21 protein-coding genes are annotated in these 20,992 nt (G+C 58.1%); 7 read left to right on the top strand and 14 right to left on the bottom strand.

The features are described 5' to 3' along the window. Positions 1–9: 9 nt before the first annotated feature. A complete protein-coding gene (locus tag AC6BYQ_RS00105; protein ID WP_498056034.1) occupies positions 10–441 on the bottom strand; it encodes a DcrB-related protein in 432 nt (143 codons plus the stop codon). A gap of 232 nt (positions 442–673) precedes the next feature. Between AC6BYQ_RS00105 and AC6BYQ_RS00100 the strand changes: the two genes are divergently transcribed. Together AC6BYQ_RS00100 and AC6BYQ_RS00095 are read left to right on the top strand one after the other, a co-directional pair. Further along, the gene (locus AC6BYQ_RS00100) at positions 674–1,675 is read left to right on the top strand and encodes an alpha/beta fold hydrolase (RefSeq protein ID WP_063919425.1); all 1,002 of its coding nucleotides are present in this window, start codon (positions 674–676) and stop codon (positions 1,673–1,675) included. A 69-nt stretch (positions 1,676–1,744) separates the two neighbouring features. Beyond that, on the top strand, positions 1,745–2,392 hold the full coding sequence (locus AC6BYQ_RS00095) for a dihydrofolate reductase family protein (protein WP_498056033.1): 648 nt from the start codon (positions 1,745–1,747) through the stop codon (positions 2,390–2,392). A 43-nt stretch (positions 2,393–2,435) separates the two neighbouring features. Here the strand turns inward: AC6BYQ_RS00095 and AC6BYQ_RS00090 are convergent, their stop codons facing one another. Continuing rightward, positions 2,436–4,052, bottom strand: a complete 1,617-nt coding sequence (locus AC6BYQ_RS00090; RefSeq protein ID WP_154746174.1) for a serralysin family metalloprotease — start codon at positions 4,050–4,052, stop codon at positions 2,436–2,438. Between the two features lie 411 nt (positions 4,053–4,463). Between AC6BYQ_RS00090 and AC6BYQ_RS00085 the strand changes: the two genes are divergently transcribed. Then, positions 4,464–4,817, top strand: a complete 354-nt coding sequence (locus tag AC6BYQ_RS00085; RefSeq protein WP_063919422.1) for a protease inhibitor Inh/omp19 family protein — start codon at positions 4,464–4,466, stop codon at positions 4,815–4,817. Between the two features lie 4 nt (positions 4,818–4,821). Here AC6BYQ_RS00085 and AC6BYQ_RS00080 read toward each other — a convergent pair whose 3' ends face one another. Together AC6BYQ_RS00080 and AC6BYQ_RS00075 are read right to left on the bottom strand one after the other, a co-directional pair. After that, the gene (locus tag AC6BYQ_RS00080; protein WP_019456334.1) at positions 4,822–5,343 is read right to left on the bottom strand and encodes a chromate transporter; all 522 of its coding nucleotides are present in this window, start codon (positions 5,341–5,343) and stop codon (positions 4,822–4,824) included. Beyond that, the gene (locus AC6BYQ_RS00075; protein WP_025159734.1) at positions 5,340–5,906 is read right to left on the bottom strand and encodes a chromate transporter; all 567 of its coding nucleotides are present in this window, start codon (positions 5,904–5,906) and stop codon (positions 5,340–5,342) included. Before AC6BYQ_RS00075 ends, AC6BYQ_RS00080 begins: the two co-directional genes overlap by 4 nt. Before the next feature lie 103 nt (positions 5,907–6,009). Between AC6BYQ_RS00075 and AC6BYQ_RS00070 the strand changes: the two genes are divergently transcribed. Further along, positions 6,010–6,921 carry a LysR family transcriptional regulator gene (locus AC6BYQ_RS00070; protein WP_498056032.1) on the top strand — a complete coding sequence of 304 codons (912 nt, stop codon included), beginning with the start codon at positions 6,010–6,012 and terminating at the stop codon, positions 6,919–6,921. A gap of 292 nt (positions 6,922–7,213) precedes the next feature. Further along, entirely contained in the window at positions 7,214–8,383 is a 1,170-nt protein-coding gene (locus AC6BYQ_RS00065; protein ID WP_075685849.1) for a cupin domain-containing protein, read from the top strand. Positions 8,384–8,506: 123 nt separating this feature from the next. Here the strand turns inward: AC6BYQ_RS00065 and AC6BYQ_RS00060 are convergent, their stop codons facing one another. The 4 genes from AC6BYQ_RS00060 to AC6BYQ_RS00045 form a co-directional block, all read right to left on the bottom strand. Continuing rightward, positions 8,507–8,917, bottom strand: coding sequence for a GNAT family N-acetyltransferase (locus tag AC6BYQ_RS00060; protein ID WP_025159733.1), 411 nt, complete (start codon positions 8,915–8,917; stop codon positions 8,507–8,509). A gap of 271 nt (positions 8,918–9,188) precedes the next feature. Continuing rightward, positions 9,189–10,154 (bottom strand): nucleoside hydrolase, encoded by a 966-nt coding sequence (locus tag AC6BYQ_RS00055; RefSeq protein WP_498056031.1) that lies wholly within the window; start codon positions 10,152–10,154, stop codon positions 9,189–9,191. Then, entirely contained in the window at positions 10,151–11,206 is a 1,056-nt protein-coding gene (gene add, locus AC6BYQ_RS00050) for an adenosine deaminase (protein ID WP_498056030.1), read from the bottom strand. Before add ends, AC6BYQ_RS00055 begins: the two co-directional genes overlap by 4 nt. Positions 11,207–11,693: 487 nt before the next feature. Beyond that, positions 11,694–13,076 (bottom strand): MFS transporter, encoded by a 1,383-nt coding sequence (locus tag AC6BYQ_RS00045; protein WP_498056029.1) that lies wholly within the window; start codon positions 13,074–13,076, stop codon positions 11,694–11,696. Positions 13,077–13,119: 43 nt separating this feature from the next. Between AC6BYQ_RS00045 and AC6BYQ_RS00040 the strand changes: the two genes are divergently transcribed. Continuing rightward, on the top strand, positions 13,120–14,037 hold the full coding sequence (locus tag AC6BYQ_RS00040; protein ID WP_432525220.1) for an AraC family transcriptional regulator: 918 nt from the start codon (positions 13,120–13,122) through the stop codon (positions 14,035–14,037). 39 nt (positions 14,038–14,076) lie between these two features. On the opposite strand, the gene AC6BYQ_RS00035 is transcribed toward AC6BYQ_RS00040, so the two are convergent. From AC6BYQ_RS00035 to AC6BYQ_RS00010, 6 genes are all read right to left on the bottom strand, one after another. Beyond that, a complete protein-coding gene (locus AC6BYQ_RS00035; RefSeq protein WP_063919416.1) occupies positions 14,077–15,540 on the bottom strand; it encodes an aldehyde dehydrogenase family protein in 1,464 nt (487 codons plus the stop codon). A 22-nt stretch (positions 15,541–15,562) separates the two neighbouring features. Further along, entirely contained in the window at positions 15,563–16,312 is a 750-nt protein-coding gene (locus tag AC6BYQ_RS00030) for an SDR family NAD(P)-dependent oxidoreductase (RefSeq protein WP_154746168.1), read from the bottom strand. Positions 16,313–16,438: 126 nt separating this feature from the next. Continuing rightward, a complete protein-coding gene (locus AC6BYQ_RS00025) occupies positions 16,439–17,071 on the bottom strand; it encodes a LysE family translocator (protein ID WP_211129407.1) in 633 nt (210 codons plus the stop codon). Positions 17,072–17,138: 67 nt separating this feature from the next. After that, entirely contained in the window at positions 17,139–17,954 is an 816-nt protein-coding gene (locus tag AC6BYQ_RS00020; protein WP_498056028.1) for an AraC family transcriptional regulator, read from the bottom strand. 166 nt (positions 17,955–18,120) lie between these two features. Beyond that, positions 18,121–18,966 carry an MBL fold metallo-hydrolase gene (locus AC6BYQ_RS00015; protein WP_498056027.1) on the bottom strand — a complete coding sequence of 282 codons (846 nt, stop codon included), beginning with the start codon at positions 18,964–18,966 and terminating at the stop codon, positions 18,121–18,123. A 164-nt stretch (positions 18,967–19,130) separates the two neighbouring features. After that, complete coding sequence (locus AC6BYQ_RS00010; protein ID WP_197667577.1) at positions 19,131–19,874, bottom strand: SDR family oxidoreductase; 744 nt, start codon at positions 19,872–19,874, stop codon at positions 19,131–19,133. Positions 19,875–19,984: 110 nt separating this feature from the next. On the opposite strand from AC6BYQ_RS00010, the gene AC6BYQ_RS00005 reads away from it, so the two are divergent. Continuing rightward, positions 19,985–20,875 (top strand): LysR family transcriptional regulator, encoded by an 891-nt coding sequence (locus AC6BYQ_RS00005; RefSeq protein ID WP_025159732.1) that lies wholly within the window; start codon positions 19,985–19,987, stop codon positions 20,873–20,875. Positions 20,876–20,992 lie beyond the last annotated feature (117 nt).

Below are 20,992 nucleotides of genomic sequence, written 5' to 3'. Positions count from 1 at the left end.
AGTTCATCGTTATGCCGCCCGGTAGCTGCCCAACACCTGCAGCAGCAGCGCGTCGTCTTGCGGCGTCAGCTTGCGCGCCATCGCCAGGGTGAACACCAGCACCCGGCCCTCCGCCAGCGCGAACACCGCCTGGTTTTGCCAGATGCGTTTGCCGTCGCGCAGGTAGCTGGCGCGCACCCATTCACCGGCGGCCAGCCCATCGCCCAGCGTCGCCGGTTCGCGGCTTTTGAACGCCCAGCCTTTCAGCCCCTGAGCCAGCGCATCGAGCTGGCGGGTGACGTAGCTTTCCAGGTTCTCCGCCGGCTGCAGCGCATCGCGGGAAATATTGATTGAGGGGGAAACGTCATCGCCGGCCAGCAGTACGTTGACGGTGCGATCGGCATAGCCTTCCGGCAAAGCGACGCTGCCTTCGCTGAAAGCGCAGCGGGATAAAGCGGACATGCGAGGATCCTTTTGCATAAATAATGCTTAAGCATCGCATAACTTAGCCTTGAAATAAAACCATCAGAGGCCATCAATGTTGCGCGGCGTGACCGCGTTCACTGTGAAAAAGGCCCTGGCCGGAACCTTGCCTGGAATCAAGTCGTCACATTACAGAATTATCTGAATCCACCGGCGCGCCGACGCCCTGATTGTGGCTATACTCGGCTATCGCCCTTTTCAGGAGATCAGGATGTTGAGATTAACCCGCAGCGCGCTGCTGTGCGCCGCGCTGGCCGCGTTTACCGCCGCCGCCGAAACGCCGAAGTTCGGACCGGAACTGCAGGGCTTCCACTACCCCTATCCGTTGCAGCAGTTCAGCTTCGCCTCGCAGGGGCAGACATTAAAGATGGGCTATATGGACGTGCCGCCGGAAGGCGCCGCCAACGGCCGCACCGCGCTGCTGCTGCACGGTAAAAACTTCTGCGCCGCTACCTGGCAGGACACCATCAAGGCGCTGAGCAAGGCCGGTTATCGCGTCATCGCGCCTGATCAGATCGGCTTTTGTTCCTCCACCAAGCCGGCGCATTACCAGTACAGCTTTCAGCAGCTGGCGCAAAATACCCACGGGCTGCTGCAGAATCTTAAAATCAGCAAGGCCATCGTCATCGGCCACTCTACCGGCGGCATGCTGGCCACGCGTTACAGCCTGATGTACCCGCAGGCGGTGGAACGGCTGGTGATGGTCAACCCGATCGGGCTGGAGGACTGGAAGGCGAAAGGCGTGCCGTGGCGCAGCGTCGATCAATGGTTCGAGCGCGAGCTGAACACCACCGCCGAGGGCATCCGCAACTATGAGCAACGCACCTACTACGGCGGCCGCTGGAAGCCGGAGTACGATCGCTGGGTGGATATGCTGGCCGGGCTGAACAACGGGCCGGGCCACCGCCTGGTGGCGTGGAACTCGGCGCTGATCTACGACATGATCTTCACCCAGCCAGTGTATTACGAGTTCAAGGATCTGCAAACGCCCACCACCTTGATGATCGGCACCGCCGACACCACCGCCATCGGCAGCGATATCGCCCCGCCGGCGGTCAAGGCCGCGATCGGGCATTATGACGTGTTAGGCAAACAGGCGGCGAAACTGATCCCGCACGCCACGCTGATCGAGTTCGCCGGGCTCGGCCACGCGCCGCAGATGGAGGAGCCGGAGCGTTTCCATCAGGCGCTGCTCAAGGCGCTGCAACCCTGAGCGGCCGGTTGGCGCAGCCGCCGCGCGGCGGCTAAACTTTCAGCTGGCACTCAACGGCAGGAGACAGCCATGCGACAGATTATTGCCAGCGCCTTCGTCAGCCTCGACGGCGTGATGCAGGCGCCGGGCGGGCAAGAGGAAGACCGCAGCGGCGGCTTTCGCTTCGGCGGCTGGACCGCCCCCTACTGGGATGACGCCGTCGCGGAAACGATGGGCGATCTTTTCTCGGCGCCTTTTGACTTGCTGCTCGGGCGGCGCACCTACGATATTTTCGCCGGCTACTGGCCGCAGATCACCGACGAGGCCGACCCGTTTTCGGCCGATATCGCCCGCACGTTCAATCAGGCCACCAAGTACGTCGCCACTCATCACGGCGAGACGCTGGCGTGGCAGAACAGCCAATGGCTGGGGCGGGACATCATCGCCCGGCTGCGCGAGCTGAAACGCGGTCAGGGGCCGGTGCTGCTGGTGCAGGGCAGCAGCACCCTGATGCAACAGCTGCTGGCCAACGACCTGGTGGACGAACTGCGCCTGCTCACCTACCCGGTGCTGCTCGGCGCAGGCAAGCGGCTGTTCGATGAAAACGCTGCGCCGACGGCCTTTACGCTGGCCCAATCGGTGGTCTCACCCGGCGGCGTGATCGTGGCCCACTACCGCCGCGCCGGCGAGGTGACCACCGGCGACTTCACGGTGGAAAGCGCAGCGGCCCAGTCGTAAAAAAAGGGCCGTTCGGCCCTTTTTTCTTTCCCCTTCATCACCCTCAGGCAAACAGAATATCGCTCTGCTCCACCTGCCCGACCACGTGGATCTTGAAGTCGGCGGCGTAGCTGTTGCTGTGGGTGTTCATCAACAGATCGGTGGTGCCGTTAAGGGCGTCGAAGTTGAGTTGGATTTCGCCTTTCTGGCCGCTGAAGGCGCTGCCGCTGTCGATAAAGCGCAGCTCGCTCAGGCTGTTGTTGAAGCGCAGGCCGGAGAGGTCGATCTTGTCGATGCCGTGCTCGAAGTCTTCAATCACGTCGAACGCCGCCACCGTGGACTCTTTGGCGCTGAGATAGACGAAATAGTCGGTGAAGTTATTGGCGTCTTTGCCGCCCCACAGATGATCCGCCCCCAGCCCGCCGTACAGGATATCGGAACCGGCGTTGCCCGCCAGCAGATTGTCCTGATCGTTGCCGATGATCACATCGCGCCCGCTGCCGCCGATGGCGTTCTCGATGATCGCCCCGCGCGCGATGGCGACGTTCTGCGTGCCGCCGCCGACGCTGGAAAACGCGCCGTCGTTCAGGTTGATCATCTGCTGCTGGCTGTAGCCGGAGAAGTCCAGCGTGTCGTTGCCGCCGGCGTCCCACACCGCGAAGTTGACCGGTTTGCCGTTGTCCGCCGTGGCGGTCAGGAAATCACGGCCAGTGTTGGAATTGAAGCCATACACCGTGTCGCCGGTGCGGGTGTTCATGTTGGCGCCGTACAATTTTTGGATCGCGGCGATGTCATCCACCATCGGGCCATAGCCGTATACCCCTTTGGTGTCGGCGCCGGTATAACCGGCGTTGAAATAGCTCATGATCGAGTATTGCAGCGAATCCTGATAATAAGCCGCATCGTTCTGGTAACTCGGGTTGCCCAACGACGCGTCATAAGAGCCCGGATGCGCCAGCCCCAGGGCATGGCCCAGCTCGTGGGTGAAGGTCTGGCTGCTGAAGTCGCCGCTAACCGGTGCCTTATGGGTGGCGAAGTTCTTGTTGAACCATACCGTGCCGGCGAAGGCGTTATCGCTGCCCGCTTTGGAGCTCGGCGGGTAATAGGCGTAAGCGTTGATGGCATTGGGGCCGCTGCCGGCGGCGGTGCTGCCGTCGGCGCGCTGGGTGAAGTAAGCGAAGGTAATGTCCGCGCGGTGGTTGATGTCGGTGGACGCCGCCGCAGTAAAGGTTACGTTCGCCACATCGGCCCAGGCCTGCATCGATTTCAGCGCCTGAGCCTGCGCCGCCAGGGTCAGCGGCTGCAGCCCCTTGTCACCGTCGCCGGTCTGGCCGATGCGGTTCAGCGCGCTCTGCGTCAGAAAGGAATAGGTCAGCGCCACCGGCTGGTGATACACCTGATCGCCGTTGTGCGTCAGGCCCGGTCGCGTCAGCTGATCGGCGGCGCGATCGAAGCTGAAGTTATCGCGGATTTTGCCCAGGTTGTTGATGGCTGCTCCGCCGCGCTGGTTACTGTACAGGTTGGCGTTATCCAGCGTAAACAGCGCGCCGTACCCTAACCCATCATAGAGGCTGCCGGGTCGGTGATAGTAAAACTGATAGTTATGATCGTTGGGGGATGTGGCGGACAGGCTGGTGAACTCATCGTCATCTTGCAAAATGTCGTTGTGGCGACTGCTCATTGCATTCTCCTTTTACACAGTAGGAATCCACTCGCTTTGTAAGACTATTCATCAGTCGTTCTAATCTAAGACATGGCTTAGGATTGACCAGTATAGTCATTACCCCCGACGGCGCGAGCCCACGCCGCCGCGCATCATCGCGCCGGGTGTTAAGGCGGAAATAATCATAACGATTTGTATTAGCGCAGTATTAATGAGAAAGATAAGCGTATCGGTGGGCTAATGACTCGTCTTTATAGGCATGGTATCGCCGGTTAGATCAGAATTATCGAGGATTAAAAAACCTAATCCTTGCCTCATCATCCCGCTGGGAACGTGCTAAGGTGTGAACGGACAGCCGAAAGGAGTGACCCGATGCCAACCCATTTCCTTATGCGCGCCTTGCGCCGCGCCAGCCTGACAGGAGTCGTTATGAGCGTATTGTGCAGCAGTGCCCTGGGCAGTTCACTGCCGTTGTTGGAACCCGCCGCGCTGAAGGGCGACTGGCAGCTCGCCGCCATCGGCGACGGTAAAACCGTCTGCGAGGTGCAGCTGAGCGACGAAGCGGTAGCCAACACCAACGCTTTCCGCTTCACCGCCTCCGCCCAGTGCCTGCAGCCGTTAGCACTGCACGCGCTGCCGGTCGCCTGGCGGCCGACGCCGGACGGCATGACGCTGACCGACGCCGAAGGGAGCATGGTGGCGTTTCTGGCCCTGACCGCGCCGAAGCGCTATGAGCTGATCGACCGCAACGGCCCTTCGCGCTTTGTGCTGATCCCGCGCTAATCCCTCAGGCGAACAGCAAGCCGAGCAGCGCGCCGCCCGCCAGCACCCACAGCGGATGGAGGCGCTTGCTCATACTCAATCCCGTCGCCAGCGCCACGATCGCCGCCAACCGCCAATTGGGCGCGGAAGCCTCGGCGATCAAAAGGCCGCTGGCCGCCACCAACCCCACGGTGAGCGGCACCAGCCCCGCCTGCACGATGCGGCGCCACGGGCGATCCTTAAAGCGCCGCCAGGCGCCCATCACCAGCAGCGTGACGATGGAAGACGGCCCGAATTTGGCGACTGAAGATACCAACAGCCCCGCCCAGCCGGCGACGTGCCAGCCAACCAGCGGCACGATCATCATGTTCGGCCCCGGCGCGGCCTGCGCCATGGCGAACAGCGCACTGAACTCCTGGGCGCTCATCCACTGATGCACCTCCACCACCTGCCGCTGCATCTCCGGCAGAATGGTCATGCCACCGCCGAACGCCAGCAGAGAGAGCTCGGTGAAGATCAGCGCCAGCGCAATCAACACCCCGCTCATGACGGCCACCGCCACATCAGCAAAATGCTCAGCGGCGCCAGCACCAGCATGGTCGGCAGCAGCGGCAGGCGCAGCCAGGCAATAGCGATCAGCGCCAGCGCCACAATCGCCAGCGCCGCCCACTTTCCGCGCAGCGGCAGCAGCATCTTAATCCCGGTCGAGAGCAGCAACCCGGCGGCGGCGGCGGCCAGACCGGCGAACACATGTTGAACGTGGGGATCGTTCTGGAAGCGGGCGTAGACCACGCCCAGCCCCACCACGATCGCCGTCGGCGCGCTGATCAGTCCCAGCAAGGCGCACAGCGCGCCGCGCAGCCCGCGAAACTCCATCCCCACCGCCACCGACAGGTTGATCACATTGCCGCCGGGCAGAAACTGGCACAGCCCGAGCAGCTCGGTGAACTGTTCGCCGCTCAGCCAGCGCCGGCGCTCCACCAACATGCTGCGCGCCAGCGGCAACACGCCGCCGAAGCCGATCAGCCCCAGCCACAGAAAGCCTAAAAACAGCTCCGCGTTGCCCGGCGCTGCCGCCGGGTGCGGTTTTAACGTATTGATATCTGACATGACATTGCCGTTCCACATCGCTTGTTTTGATGTCTGGTATCATGCGCGCCGCCGTGCCATGATGTCTAATGCATTTCAGAACAACTAAAGATACCTTTGAGGTATGGCTATGATCGAACTGCGTCGCCTGCGGGCGTTCGTCACCGTGGTGGAAGAAGGCAACATCACTCGCGCCGCCGAGCGGCTGTTTATCCAGCAGCCGCCGCTGACCCGCCTGTTGCAGGGGCTGGAAGACGAACTGGGCGTAAAATTGTTGCAGCGCCTGCCGCGCGGCGTGCGCGTCACCGAAGCGGGCGGCGTGTTGTTCGAGGAAGCCCGCGCCCTGCTGGCGCGCGCCGAACGCCTGCGCGAAGCGGTCCAGCGCGCCGCCCGTGGCGAACAGGGCCACATCGCCATCGGTTTCACCAGCTCCGCCGCGCTGCACCCGTTCGTGCCCAATCTGCTACGCCGCTACCGCGACATCTTGCCGGGCATCACCACCCAGCTGGAAGAGGCCGGCAGCGGCGAGCTGATGGAGGCGTTGCTCGAACAACGCCTCGACGCCGCCTTCGTGCGTTCGCCGGCCAGCGGCATTCCCGGCCTGAGCGTGGAACCGGTGCTCAGCGAACCGATGATCGTCGCCCTGCCGCTGGGCCACCGGCTGGCGCAAGAGACGCAGCAGCCGCTGCCGCTGGCCGAACTGGCCCACGAGGCCTTTATTCTCTATCGCCGCCCGGCCGGCCAGGGGCTGTACGACGCCATCCTGGCCGCCTGCCACCGAGCCGGCTTCAGCCCGCGCATCATGCAGGAAGCGCCGCGCCTGCCGGCCACCCTCAGCCTGGTCGGCGCCGGGCTGGGGCTGTCAGTGGTGCCCGGCTCAATGCGGCGGCTGGGCGGCGACGGCATCGTCTACCGCCCCCTCGCCGAAGAAGCGCAGCTCAGCGCCCCGCTTTACCTGGCGCTGCGCCGCAGCCCGGCTTCGCCGATCGTCGAGCGCTTTCGTCAGCTGGTGCTGGAGACCGTGGGGCAGTCATAACAAATAGCCCGAACGGCCAATAAAAAATGACGTTCGTTTATTATCTATTTAAACCTATCGGCGATTAAATTTAATTCCTATTAATGACTATTCAACTTCCGATGAATTAATTAAACCCGCACTCACTTAGTAACAAACGCAAACAAATAAGCGCCTACCTAATAAACGCCAGCCGCTAGGATTTAAGGGTCACAGCAAAATCCCGCCGATGACAAAAACCATTTCAATGGCGATCGCGCCTTCCCTGTCGCCTGCCTCTGCAGGCGCACGGTTTTATATTGGAGAAAAAGCTATGCTATCGCGTCGTGATATATTGAAAGTCTCCGCCGTCAGTGCGGCCGCCGCCGGCATGATCGGCGGCATCGCCAAAAATGCCGCTGCCGACGACCATCGCAATATCGTCCCCCCCAGCAGCTACCAGCCGCCTGCCGATGCCCAGCATCTCTATAAATACAAATTCACCGACAGCAAAAAACGCAGCCTGCCCAGCGGCTGGGCGCGCGAAGCCACCGTCGAGCAGTTTCCGATCTCCGAGGGCGTAGCCGGCGTCGACATGACGCTGGAGCCGGGCGGCGTGCGCGAACTGCACTGGCATGCCATCGCCGCCGAATGGGCGTTCATGCTGGAAGGCCATGCGCGCATCACCATCCTCGATCCTGAAGGAAAATGTGAGGTGGCAGATTTCGGCCCCGGCGACGTCTGGTATTTCCCGAAAGGCTACGGCCATTCCATTCAGGCGTTGGCGGACGGCGCGCATTTTATTCTGGCGTTCGATAACGGGCACTTCTCCGAATTCGGCACCTTCAGCATCACCGATTGGGTGGCGCATATGCCGAAAGAGGTATTGGAAAAAAGCGTCGACATGCCGGCGGCGGTATTTTCCAAGGCCAAACAGGGCGAGGCTTATATTGTCGGCGGCGCCGTTCCGCCCGCCTTGCCATTACCGAAAAACGACGGCGGATTAAATAACGCTCCTCTGACCCACCGCTATGAATTAATGAAGCAAAAACCGTTCTTTGAAAATGACGCCGGCAGCGTGCATTTAGTGTCGTCGAAAGAATTCCCCATCTCCACCACCATGACCGGCATCATCGAGATCGTGAAACCCGGCGCGATCCGGGAATTGCACTGGCACCCCAATGCCAACGAATGGCAATACTATATTTCCGGCAAGGGCCGCATGACGGTGTTCAGCTCGCACGGCCACGCGCAGACGGAAGAGTACGCGCCTTCAGACGTCGGCTACGTTCCGCAGGGCTTCGGCCATTACATCGAGAACATCGGCGATGAGGATTTGAAGGTATTGATCGTGATGGACAACGGTATCTATCAGGACATTTCGTTGTCCGACTGGCTGGCGAAAACCCCGGCCTACCTGCTGGCGGACAACTTCAATAACCAGGTTGAAGACTGGCAGGAACGGCCGAAAGACAAACGGGTGATGTCGCGGCGCAGCCGCTGACGCCACGGCGAGGGAGAAACCTCCCTCGCCCTCCGTCACATCGGCCAAAGCGTCATATTTCATATTAAGAACAACACATTGATCTCAGTGAGTTAACCGAATTCCTTTTATAAAAAACAGATATTACAGTTGTTTGTTCAGATAGGAGCGTGTTATTTCATTGCCGCAATCCAACTCGCCAATCATTTGAAAACCCTGTTTCAGGTAGAAATTGGGCGCCTGAAAGCTAAACGTGTCCACGGAGACGCTGGCGCATCCCAACTGTCTGGCACGAGCCTCTGCAGCTTCCAGCAGACGGTGGCCTAAACGCCGGCCGCGCTGCGCTTCATCAATCCAAAGATAATGGATGTAAAAAACGGCCCCGTAAGACTCTGCATAAAGTCCCGCGATTATTGTCTCATCGCCGTCTTTATAATAAACACCATACTCGTGAGCATTTAATCCCATGAACTTTGAATTAAATCTATCGAGCTGGCCCTCCAGAAAGGAGCGTGCATCATTGTCATGATGCAACGTTAAATTTTCATTTTCCACAACATGTTCCGCATATATAAAATAAAAAAGGAAGATTGCTTAATACTTTATGGCCCGGCTTAATTCGGAAAAGCGCATCAATAATCAGACTGTACAGGGGAAACACTGTACTCAACATGCGCTAAACAAATACCAAACGCATCCATCGATTTGGATTCGCACTCCTGCGGATCGATAAATCCAGCCCGATCTCTTTCCCCCTTCTTCAGTGCTCATTCAGAGGCCTCCGGAAAGGCCTCTTATACACTCAGAAGTTGTCGATAGAGACGAATTACGCCAACGACAACAGCTTCGTAAGCAGCAGCTCGGACATATTAAGCTCGGTGCTTAACACCACATGGCAGTTGGCATCAGGCTGCGGCGGATAGTCCATATATCGCCCCCGCATGTCACACAGGGTTTGCCCACGGCCTGGCCCGTCAGAATCATCGATCGTCACCTTCACGTTAGGCGCAAGGCAGGCGCCGATACCCTGTACCGCCAACACCGCCGCCACCGGATCGTGCAGCGCACAGGCTTTGCGGCCGTAGGTATTGATATAAAACTGGATATACCGTTCCAGCATTCGCCCTATCGCCTGCGCAAATCGGCTCTCCGCCGACAGCAGTTTGAGCCGATCCGCCTCTTCGAACGTATGCGACATAGTGACATCCAGCGGCACCATGACGATATGCTTCATCGCCTTAAAGACGATGGCCGCCGCCTCCGGATCGCAGGCAATATTCGCCTCCGCAACGGGCGTTCGGTTGCCGGGCGCCAGCGCCGCGCCGCCCATAATTGTCAGCGTGCCGATCAGCTCCGCCAATGCGGGCTCAAGCTGCAACGCTTTGGCGATGTTGGTCAGCGGGCCGGTCGCCAAGATATCCAGCTCCCCTGGGTGCGCCTTGGCCAACTTAACCAGCATTTCAGGGGCCGACAGCGGCGCCAGTTTGGCGTGTGAGGCTTCCAGCGCGATATCGCCAATGCCGTTGTCACCGTGTATATGCTGCACATCGCAAAGATATGCATGGCGCAGGTAATCTCGTTCCCCTACGGCGACGGGGATCGCGGGAAAACCGGCCAGGCGGGCGAGCTCCAGCGTATTTCTGGCCCCGGCATCGGCGGCGACGTTGCCGCAAACCGTGCCGATCGCCAGAATATCCACTTTGTCACCTTCTGCGAGCAAATAGCCCAGAGCCATCGCATCATCAATGCCGGTATCGCAATCAAAATATAATTTTATTTTCTTCTCGTTCACCGCTTGTCTCCATTTTCTGTATTAAGAGAAGCAACCCAAGAATCCATTTTCTTCCGATACGTCATTTTTGCCTCGTCACTGGCGAAACTGGCAGCCAAAGAATTGAGGGCCACATCGACGATGTCATGGGGGGAAAATTCAAATTCGTCCTGACAGATGAGGTATTCATCCACCAGCGTGGTTTGTAATAGTACCGGGTCGTCGGTATTGATGGTCGTGATGACCCCGGCGTCACGCAGCCGGCGCAGCGGATGTTCTGCGTAGCGGGGATAGACGCCAAGTTTGATATTCGAGGTCAGGCATACGCCGATAGGGATCCGTCGTTCAGCCAACAGCGCCACGACAGCCGGGTCATCTATCGCCCGCACGCCGTGATCGATGCGATCGGCCCCCAACAGCAGGATGGCATCGCGCACGCCCTCTGCGCCGCTCGACTCTCCGGCATGCACGGTTCGCTTCAACCCGGCTCTGCCCGCCCGGGCGAAAGCCTGCGCGAAACGCGTACCGCTGCCTTTGGTAGCGGCCTCATTGCCATCGATGGACAGCGCGACCACTCTGGGGTGCCGCAGCGCCGTTAAAAAATCCACCAGCTCACTGGCCTCGGCGGCCGTTTGCTGGCGGAGCAAACTGACGCACAGCCCAACGGACGCCAATCCATCTTCTTCGGCCGCGCGCAAACCGGCGTCAATCGCATCGATCATCTCACCGAGCCTGCCGCGCCACGCTTTCCAATGGGTCGGGTTGAAAATAAGATCGGCGTACAGTCCGCCATTCTGCGACAGCCGTTGCGCATAGGAGTAGCTTAACTGCGCCAGGCGTTCGCGGCTGCTCACCAGGCCACAGGACCAGTCGAGGAACGCGAGAAAATCGGCAAGCCCGTTAAAATTCAGCAGTTCGTCCTGCTTTCTGGGCATCGGTATCCCTGAGGATAACGCCCAGACCGCGAGCTGTTCCGGATCAAAACAGCCCTCCAGATGCACATGCACTTCCGCCTTCGGCAGAGAAACCATCTGCGCTCGGCAGAGCTTGGTTTGGTTTACATTCCATTCCATAAAATGATTCTCAATGGTTATTTATGCGGGCCAACGAGCCAAGCTTTCGCGAACCCTGAGTGGCGAAATCGGTGCCAAGGCTCCGTTGAAGGGGGAGTGAATGCGGTAAAAAACGCGGTGAAACGGGGGAATGATTTAGGGTAAGCATCGCAATATGTTAATCCTGTAATGAGTTAGACGGCGGGCCATCTAAGAATTCATCAACAGGTCAGTAACCTATGCGTGAGGCTACCGGTGAAGGCGGATATTGCTCTCTTCACTGGTGCCGGCACAGCATCACCCCATCCTCACTGCGACGCCGGTATCCGGGGCGCCGGCAAAAACCGATGGGGCCGTTCTCTTACCTGAACATATGTAGAACATGTGCGTGTCAGAACCAGATTGCTCGCCGGGCCGCCGTTATTATGCGGCAATTGCCAACGCTCATCGTCTAAACACGCCGCCAAGTTTATGGAAAGCCAGGGGGCTTTGTAAAGCCATTCCCCCATCACGCCTTTCTCAACAACAGCGCCCACAGCGCCAGCGCGGCAAAGGCGATATATATCGCCATAAAAAGGGCAATAGCGGCCAGCAAGGCGCTCAATACCCCTATGTTATCCGCCAGCCAACCTGCGGCCGGCGGCGTGATATTGAACAAATAGACGATAAAGTAAAACTTCGATACCGCGTTCCATCCCGGCGCCGCGAGTGAGAGCTTGTTGACCAGAATAGCGCCGCCCACAAAAACCGCGCCATACGAGAAGCCGGACAGCGCCAGGCTCACCGCCGCACCGGCCACAGAACCGCTCTCGAGCGCCATGGTCATCATGACCATGGAGAAAACCTGCGCAATCAGCCCCAACACTAAAGAAAATTCAGGCTGAAGAAAACGTGGGATCGTGAACTGCACCACGCCGGCCACCAGTAAATACCCGGTGGCGATATAGCCAAAATCAGCGGCTGACTGAAGCCCGAAGACATGTATCGCGGCCGTCGGCCCCAGCGACAGGATCAGCGCAGCGTATGACCAGGAGATAAACACGCACAGCGCCAACAGATAGAACAGCGGTTGGCTAAAACCGGCGCCCTTTTCTGCCGTTTTCGTGTCCGCAACGCCGAGGGCAGGCAATCCTTTCTTCGGCCAAAGCAGAACGATGGCGATCGCGGAGAGTAAAACCAACGCGGCAACGGTCATTGGCGGCGCGGTGAGCGGGTAAAACGCCAGCTGAGCGTAAACGCTGCCGATCACCGGCCCGAGCGCCAGGCCGGTCACCAACGCCATACTGCCCAGCAGCGCGGCGCGTTTGGCGCTGTCGCCACGGCTGAACTTGATCAACAAGATATTGATGATGGCCGTGGCCGTGCCGGCTCCCAAGCCGGAAATAAACCTGAAAAGACACAGCGCCTGCAAAGAGCGAGCCATGGAAAAGCACAGCGTTGGCACCACCACCAACACTAGCGAAACCACCACCAGCAACCGGGCATTGTTATCGGTGATGGTGAGCCTGCGTGATAAAAACAAGGCCAGCAATACGCCAAACCCGTAGGAAGAGAAAATGAAGGTCAGGTCGATATTACTCAGGGCAAAGGTTTGTTGATATAAGGGATATAACGGCGTGGGAGATCCGCTGTTCAACAAGATAAAAAATAACGCGATCGTCAACGCAGCCAATAGGCTCACCTGGCTGCGGTTTGTGCGGTAAGAAGTCATTATGTCACCATCATGAAAAAAAACGATCGTAACACCCGGCCGGATGCTGAACTTTCGCGTTCGCACTTTTTTTCTTATCGTTCGGACAGGACAGCGGGATAGCCTGTACACCGGCTTTCGCCTCACCCATAATGCTTTCACCTCGCCGCTCGGCGGGGCCAAATACACTGCGATAGCCAAATAGCGGCTATTCCCTACAGTAAACGCATCAGACAAGCAGGTAATGATGGATCCGTTATCCGATATTGTTTCCCGGCTAAAAATCAGCAGCCAGAAAATTGTGACGTTCGACCTGAGCGCCAATACCAAAGCGCTGTTTCCCGGCTATTCCGGGATGAAAATTTATATCGCCAAACGCGGATCTTTTTTCATTAACATGGCGGGCGATGCAAACAGTTACCCGATTGAACAAGGCGATGTGCTGATCTTATCCAGCGGTCGCGAATTCAGCATTTTTGATGCGCCTAACGCGCCGGCCATCGATATAAGAAAAATTCACGTGATGAAAGACCGCTCCTCCTGCTTCAGCAACGGCGGGAACGATTTCTCCTTTGTCGGTTGCCGGTTCGTGTTTCAGATCAACGATACCTTCCGTTTTATCACCAGCCTGCCCGAACCCATCGTGATCAAAACGCAGCGGGAAGAGAACGCCGGCATTAAGGATTACTTGAGTCGCCTCTCATCGGAAATAGAAAAACCCGGCCCGGGCAGCGAGCTCATCACCGAGCATCTCCTGCAGATCATTTTGACGCAGGCGCTGCGCGTGCTGCTCTCTTCCGGCGCACTCGGGCGCGGCGAAGGCTGGTTTTACGCCATGGCGGACAAAAATATCGGTCTGGCGCTGACCAGCATACACGACCAGCCGGGCAGGAAATGGCGTCTGGACGAACTCGCCGGCGTGGCCGGCATGTCGCGCACCGCCTTTACCACCCGGTTCAGAAAGCTGGCCGGCTACAGCGTCAACGAATACATTCGCATCTGGCGTTTTAGCCTGGCCATCGAGCGAATGGTCGCCAATAAAGAAAAAATATCCCAGATCGCCTTTGACCTGGGATATGAATCGGAAAGCGCCTTCAGCACCGCGTTCAAGAAAAGCATGGGCGCGTCGCCAAGGAGTTACATCGGCAGCCATACCGCATGAAGCGGCCAACGGGGGCACGTCCCTGTGCCGGTCTTATCCTTATTCGGCAAACCAGGCGGCGGGCAGATCCGTCTGCAGCGTGATGGTTTTTATTTGCGTGTAGGCATTGAGCGTTTCCTTGCAGAACTCACGGCCGATCCCGCTGTTCTTGTAACCACCGAACGCGGTGCCATCGGTAATATTCGAATAGCGGTTGATCCAAACGGAGCCGGCTTCCAGCCGGTCTGCGGTCGCCAGGGCGTTTTTCAGACTGCGGGTATAGATCCCCGACGCCAGCCCATATTCGCTGTCGTTAGCCTGGGCGATCATCTCGTCGTAGTCTGACCATTTTATCAGCGTCAGCACCGGCCCGAAAATTTCTTCCTGGCAAATGCGCATGCCATTTTCCGCAGCAAAAATCGTCGGCTCAATGAAGTAGCCGTGCTCGCAGCCGGCGACGGCGCGGCGTTTGCCGCCGGTCAGCAGGGTGGCACCCTCATCGAGACCGGTCTGAATATAAGCCAGCACTCGCTCGCCCTGTTTCTCGGAAACCAGGCAGCTGACCCGGGAGTGTTCGGCCAGCGGTGAACCGACGCGCACCCGTTCGAAAGCCGCCACCAGCTTGGCGCTGAAACGGTCATAAATATCCGCGTGAACGAACAGCCGGGTCCCCGCCAGGCAGGACTGGCCGTTATTGTGGATAGCGGCAAAGGTCACGTTGTCCACCACCGCATCCATCTCTTCGATGTCCGGGAACACAATATTGGGGCTCTTCCCGCCCAGCTCCAGCGTAACGGGCACCAGCCGCTCCGCGGCGGCCTTGGCCACCAGCTTGCCCACCTCCGTGCTGCCGGTGAACGAAAGCTTGCGCACCTTGCGGTTGCCGGTCAGCGCCGCCCCCGCCACGCTTCCCAGCCCGGTAATGATGTTGACGACGCCGGCGGGGAAAATGTTGGCGATCATCTTGCCCAGCTCCAGCGTGGAGAGCGAGGCGTTTTCATCGGCCTTCAGCACCACCGTGTTGCCGGTCACCAGCGCCGGCGCCAGCTTGAACGCCGCCATGATCGCCGGCGCATTCCAGGGGATAATCTGCCCGCAGACGCCAAGCGGCTCGCGTTTCGCCAGGCTGTAGCCATCCGCAATGCTTCTGCCGCTGTCTTCGTGCCCCATGACCACCGCAGCGAAATAGCGATAGTGTCTGACCGCCGTTTGATAATCGCGGCGCACTTCGCTGATACAGCGGCCCACATCCTGCGCGTCGATTTGCGCCATTCTTTCCAGGTCGCTTTCCAATACATCCGCCAGCTGCGCCACCAGGCGGGCGCGGGCCTGCTGCCCTAATGCCTTCCAGGCGGGGAAAGCCGCTTCCGCCGCCAACACGGCGCGCTCGACGTCCCGTTCGTTACAGTAGTGCAAATCCGCCAGGCGCTCCCCGGTCGAGGGGGAAATGACGGGATGAATGTCCGCGCCATCCAGCTCGAACACGCCGTTAATCAGTGGCCCGTAGGCTTTATCTAATGTCATCTCTGTTCCATTCATAGCAAAATTAATGTAAACCGCCGCCGACGATCAGGCTTTCGCCGGTCACCCAACCCGCCTCGTCCGAGGCGAGATAGGCCACGGCCGGTGCGATATCCGCCGGTGTGCCGATGCGCCCCAGCGGGGTGATGGATTCGATGTGCGTTTTAAAATCGGCGTCGAAAAAGCCGCTGTCATGCACGCCTTCCGTGATGACCAAGCCAGGGTTGACCGCATTGACCCGGATCTTGCGCCCGCCCAGCTCGTTGGCCAGCGTCTTGGTGATAGAATCCACCGCGGCCTTTGAAGCGGTATAAACCAGCGAATTGGCCGGCGTAAACGACGTCACGCTGGAGCTGATATTGACGATGCTGCCGCCCGATTCAGGCATGGCGGCGACCGCCGCCTTGCAGCAATAAATCAGCCCTTTGACATTTAAATTGAAGTGTCTTTCATATTCCGCGTCGCTGAATGCCTCCAGGCTATTGGTGGCATACACCCCGGCGTTATTGACCAGTACATCCAGGCGACCATACTGCTCGACAATGCTTTGCATCAGGCCGTTGACCTCGGCCTCAATGCCGACATTGGCCTGCAGCGGAAAAGCGACGCCGCCCTGCTCATTGATTTCTTTAACCAACCGGTTGGCATCTTCACGCCCGCGGGAATAGTTAATGAAAACCACGGCGCCTTCCGCCGCCAGGCGTTTAGCAATAGCTGCGCCAATTCCCTTTGAACTGCCCGTCACCAGGGCAACTTTATTTTCAAAGCGTTTCATTAGTCATTCTCCTCAGTGTCAGTGAAACTCGGGAGAATATTACGGTAATGGCTCGCCGTGCAGCATAGCGGGGCGAACATAAAACCTTATCGATCGAACAACTTTGTCAAAAGCGAATTTGAACTTTTAGAATAAACGCGCGGCCAGAATGGCAATGGCCAATAACAGAATGACGCCGCCAAAAAATTTATTCACATAGATGCCGACAGTCGGACGCAGTTGAATGCTCAGTGCAATTTTACCCGCCAAAAAAACCAGAGGTATCTCAATAAGAAACATAATAACAATGAGTTCAATGCCTAATATCAGCATCTGCATGCCCGGCATGCCGGCTTCCACTCGAATAAACTGCGGGATAAACGCCAGAGTAAAGATGATGGCTTTAGGATTCAGCAAATTGGTCAGTAGCCCCTGCGAATAAAGTTTATTAAGGCTTTTTCGTTCACGGTTGTTTTGCAGGCTGACAGCGTTTTTGCTGTTAAAAATGCCAAAGCCAACCCACAGGATATAAAGCGCGCCGCCAACGACAAAGCACTCGTACAACACGGGCGAAGAGGCAATTAGCGCCGTAACGCCGGCAATGGCAAGGCCGATGTGGCACGTCACCCCGGTGACCGCGCCCAATACGGTAACCAGCCCCGCTTTCGTTCCCTGGCTTATGGCATTAGACAGTGCGCAAAGCATGTCGGCGCCAGGGATAAGCGTTAACGCGGCGGCTGAAAGAGCAAATAAACCCAGCGTGGAAATATCGATGAACATGGTTTCTCTCGTCGTCAAAAAGGCGCATTGTCAGTCCCTTTGCGTCGGCGAGATAGAATGATATTGCTCAACTGCATCGGTCGCGATAGCTGCACGGTGTGACGCCGTAAGTCGACTTAAACACCCTTCCCATGTGCGATTGATCGGCAAATCCGCAGGCGCTGGCGATTTCCGCGATGTCGCCGCCTCGGGATAGCAAGCTCTTGGCCTGTTGTAATCTGAGTTGCCGCTGATAACGGTTCGGTGATAAACCGAATTGCGCCGAAAACTGACGGCAAAGGTGGAACTTAGACATGCCGACGGCCTGCGCCAGCGTCTCCAGACGCACTTCCCGCGCCGGGTTATCGTGCAGATACTCTTTCGCTCTGCGCAAACCCGGCGTGAGGCCGGTGCCTGCCAATGGCGCTCGCCGCGGTGAACACACCTGAAGCAGATCCGCCACGCAGTGGCTCCAGGCCACCTCGCGGTCAAAATGGCTGGATTGCGCTGCGGTCAGCACCGCGGCGGCCTCACACAATCGGTTGGCGAAAGGCGCATGGTCGATATGCTTCCCCTTCACCGCCGGTGGCAGAGGCATCTCCATGTTTTCCGCCGCGTCCAGCAGCATCTCGTGGCTGGGATAAAACATGAAATAATGGCATCCCTCATCACCCAGCACTGTCCCGGCATGCATCTGCCCCGGCGCGATGAGGCTGACTTGCCCACGGCTGACGATACCGTCGGCATCGCCTTTGGCGCTGTTGTTATTAGCGCCGCGCAGGACAACGCCAATCGACCAGGTATCATGCCAATGCACGCCAAATCGATGGTCTGAAAAGTCCGCGACGAGCAGTTCAAGCCCGCCCAATGCAGCAAAACGATGCATAAATGCCGAATTTCCCATCACCTTGTACCCGATTCCTGATTATCCACGCCGGCCAAAATAACACACTACGTACCGCGTGAAAGCCCTTCGCCCTGCAGGGAAGCGGCTTTCTGAACATCAAGAAAAGGGGCCGCCTGGCCCCCTCACATTGTTCTCCTGCCTTATTGCCTCACGCTTATGCCGATTAATGTTGATTAAGCGCGCCATAGTTCAGCGGCTGCCAGTCATAACCCGTCCCCTTTTTATTGATGTAGCCAAGGCCCGGGAAGGACAGATGCGCCCCTGCGACCAGCGCCCTTTGCTGCGCAAGGTCATCGAACAGCCGCTTGCGCTGCGCTACGGCGGCAGGGACATCGATATCATAGGCGATGGCGACATTCGGATCGGGAAACTGCACCGAGGCAACGTGGATCATATCCCCCAAAATCACCATCTTTTTCCCTTTGCTTTCGACGGCGAACACGCTGTGCCCTGGCGTGTGCCCACGCGTATCGATAGCCGAAATGCCCGGGGTGAGTGCCTGATTGCCTTCGAAGGTTTTCAGTTTTCCCGCCGTGACATAAGGCTGTAATGAGGCGATGGCGGCATCGAAGAAACGTTTATCTTTCTCTTCCGCCTGCCGTTTTTTCTCTTCGCTCAGCCAAAAAGCGACTTCGTCTTTTTCCACCCAAACGGTGGCATTCGGGAAGGCAAGACGCTTGTCCGCCATCAAGCCTCCCACATGGTCGGGATGCAGGTGCGTTAAATAAATCTCATCCACCTGCTCCGCCTGATAGCCGGAAGCGTTCAGGTTTTTCATCATGTTGCCCAGCGTGTCGCCATGCAGCACGCCGGTGCCGGCATCGACCAGAACCAGCTTGCTTCCGGTGTTGATCAGGTAGGCATTCACCGAGGTCGGCAACGGCAGCGACAGGTTGTTGGCCGCCATTGCCGCTTCAAGCTGCTGCGGCCGGGTGTTGATCAAGATTTTATCGGCGGGCATGGGGCTGATGCCGTCAGACAGGGCCGTCACTTCCAGATTACCCAGCATGATCCGGTAGAACCCGGGATTGTCTGTTTTAGAAAAAGGCGCCGCGGCCATTGCAGCGGCAGAAAAAGCGGCGAAAAAGGCGCCAATAAGCAGATTGCGACGCATAGAATACCTCGTAACGATAAGAAAATACGGCTAAAAGCCCAGGAGGTGCCTCTGGCGATTTAAAATTCCTGCACGGTCGGCCTGATGACAATCTCACTCACATCCACGTCCGAAGGCTGCTCGATCGCATAGGCGATAGCGCGTGCGATGGCATCGGCGGAAATTGCCTGGCTCTGGTAGAGTTCGCCGACGGCCTGCAAACTTTCCGCGTGCGAACTGCCCTGTTTCAATTCGGTGTCGATCAGGCCGGGGGCGATCGTCGTGGTTCTGATCTTGCCGCCGACTTCGTGGCGCAAACCTTCGGCGATCGCGCTGACTGCGAATTTGGTGCCGCTATAGACCGTGCCGCCGGGGCTGAACACCTTCTTGCCGGCAATGGAGGAAATGGTAATGTAATGACCGAATTGCTGCTTTTCGAACAGCGGCAAGGTGGCCGCGATGCCGTACAGCACGCCTTTCACATTGATATCGATCATCCGTTCCCATTCATCGACCTTTACGGCGCTCAGCGGTGCGATCGCCATCAGCCCCGCGTTGTTGACCAAGACATCAATTTTGCCAAACTGCCTGACGGCCTGGGCGATCATCGCTTCGACCTCCTGACGCTTAGTTACATCCACCGGCAGCGCCAACGCGGTGCCGCCGTCGCCAACGATTTGCCGAACCAGCGCATCAAGACGATCTTTCCTGCGCGCCGCCACCACCACCGTCGCCCCCTGCGCCGCCAAATGTTTTGCGGTCGCTTCGCCCAGCCCGCTGCTGGCGCCGGTAATCACCACCACTTTGCCTGAAATACGGTTCATCTCTCGTTCCTCTTCTGTTGGTCAGTACGAATACTTTATCCGCCGTTTACCATCAGTAAATGGAAGTGTTATGCTTTTAGAATTCCATTTTTTGGAACAAAGAGGCGAGAGTGCAAAACAGACAAGAAGCCTTGCGCATTTTCTGCTGCGCCGCTGAGGAGATGAACTTTAAACGCGCAGCGACCAGGCTCGGCATTTCCCCACAGAAAGTCACCCGTGCTATCAAAGAATTGGAGTCGTTGCTCGGTGAACAGCTGTTCCACCGCAACACCAGAAACGTAAAAATCACGGATTTCGGCCTCGGCTTTGCTGAGCAAGCCAAAGCGGCGATAGATCAGTTTAACAAGCTGTTTCAGGCGAAAGGGAAAGAGGCGGAAGATCTCACCGGCGTGGTGCGCATCACGGCGCCGCACACCTATGGCAGCGAGGTCGTCATGCCGATACTGGCAGAGTTCGCGCGTTTATATCCTGCGATTACGCTCGAATTCCACCTGTCGAACATCCACAGCGATCTGGTCGATGAAAGAATTGATATCGGCATTCGCATCGGCTTTCTGCATGACCAAACCTGTATCGTTCGCCAGCCCCGAACCATGCCTTTCCATCTGGTTGCCTCGCCGACGCTGCTCGTTCGCCTGCCGCCGCCGGAGCAGATAGACCAACTCGCCCATCTGCCTATTGTCGCGCTGGTGAACCGCAAAACAGGGCGCTACTGGCCCTGGGAATTTAGCCAAAAACGTTATCTCTACCCGAAGTCCGCCGCCTTCGTCACCGACACGCCCGATATAGAACGTAAAGCGGTGCTCGCCGGTTTAGGCTTTGGCCAACTGGCCGGATATTTGGTTGAAAAACACCTCGCCGCGGGTGAGCTGGTAGCCGTTCTGCCGGGCGACGCCCCGCCGCCCTGGCCGGTCAACCTCTATCATACGCATCAACACGCCTGCCCTACGCGCGTGCGTTTAGTCTTTGACTATCTTTTCAATCAATTAAGCCAGAGCTAGTCCTACTTTTTCACCGCACTGCCGCCGGCGCAACGGCCATAATAAATATCCTCCGGCATAGCCGGAGGTTTTTCATATGCGCCTATAAGGCTCTGTTACCAGCCGCGCCCTAACAGG

The organism is Serratia sp. LTN-2 (assembly GCF_059740205.1).
Note: the sequence above shows the minus strand (reverse complement) of the source record. Positions and strands in the feature narration are given on the sequence as shown.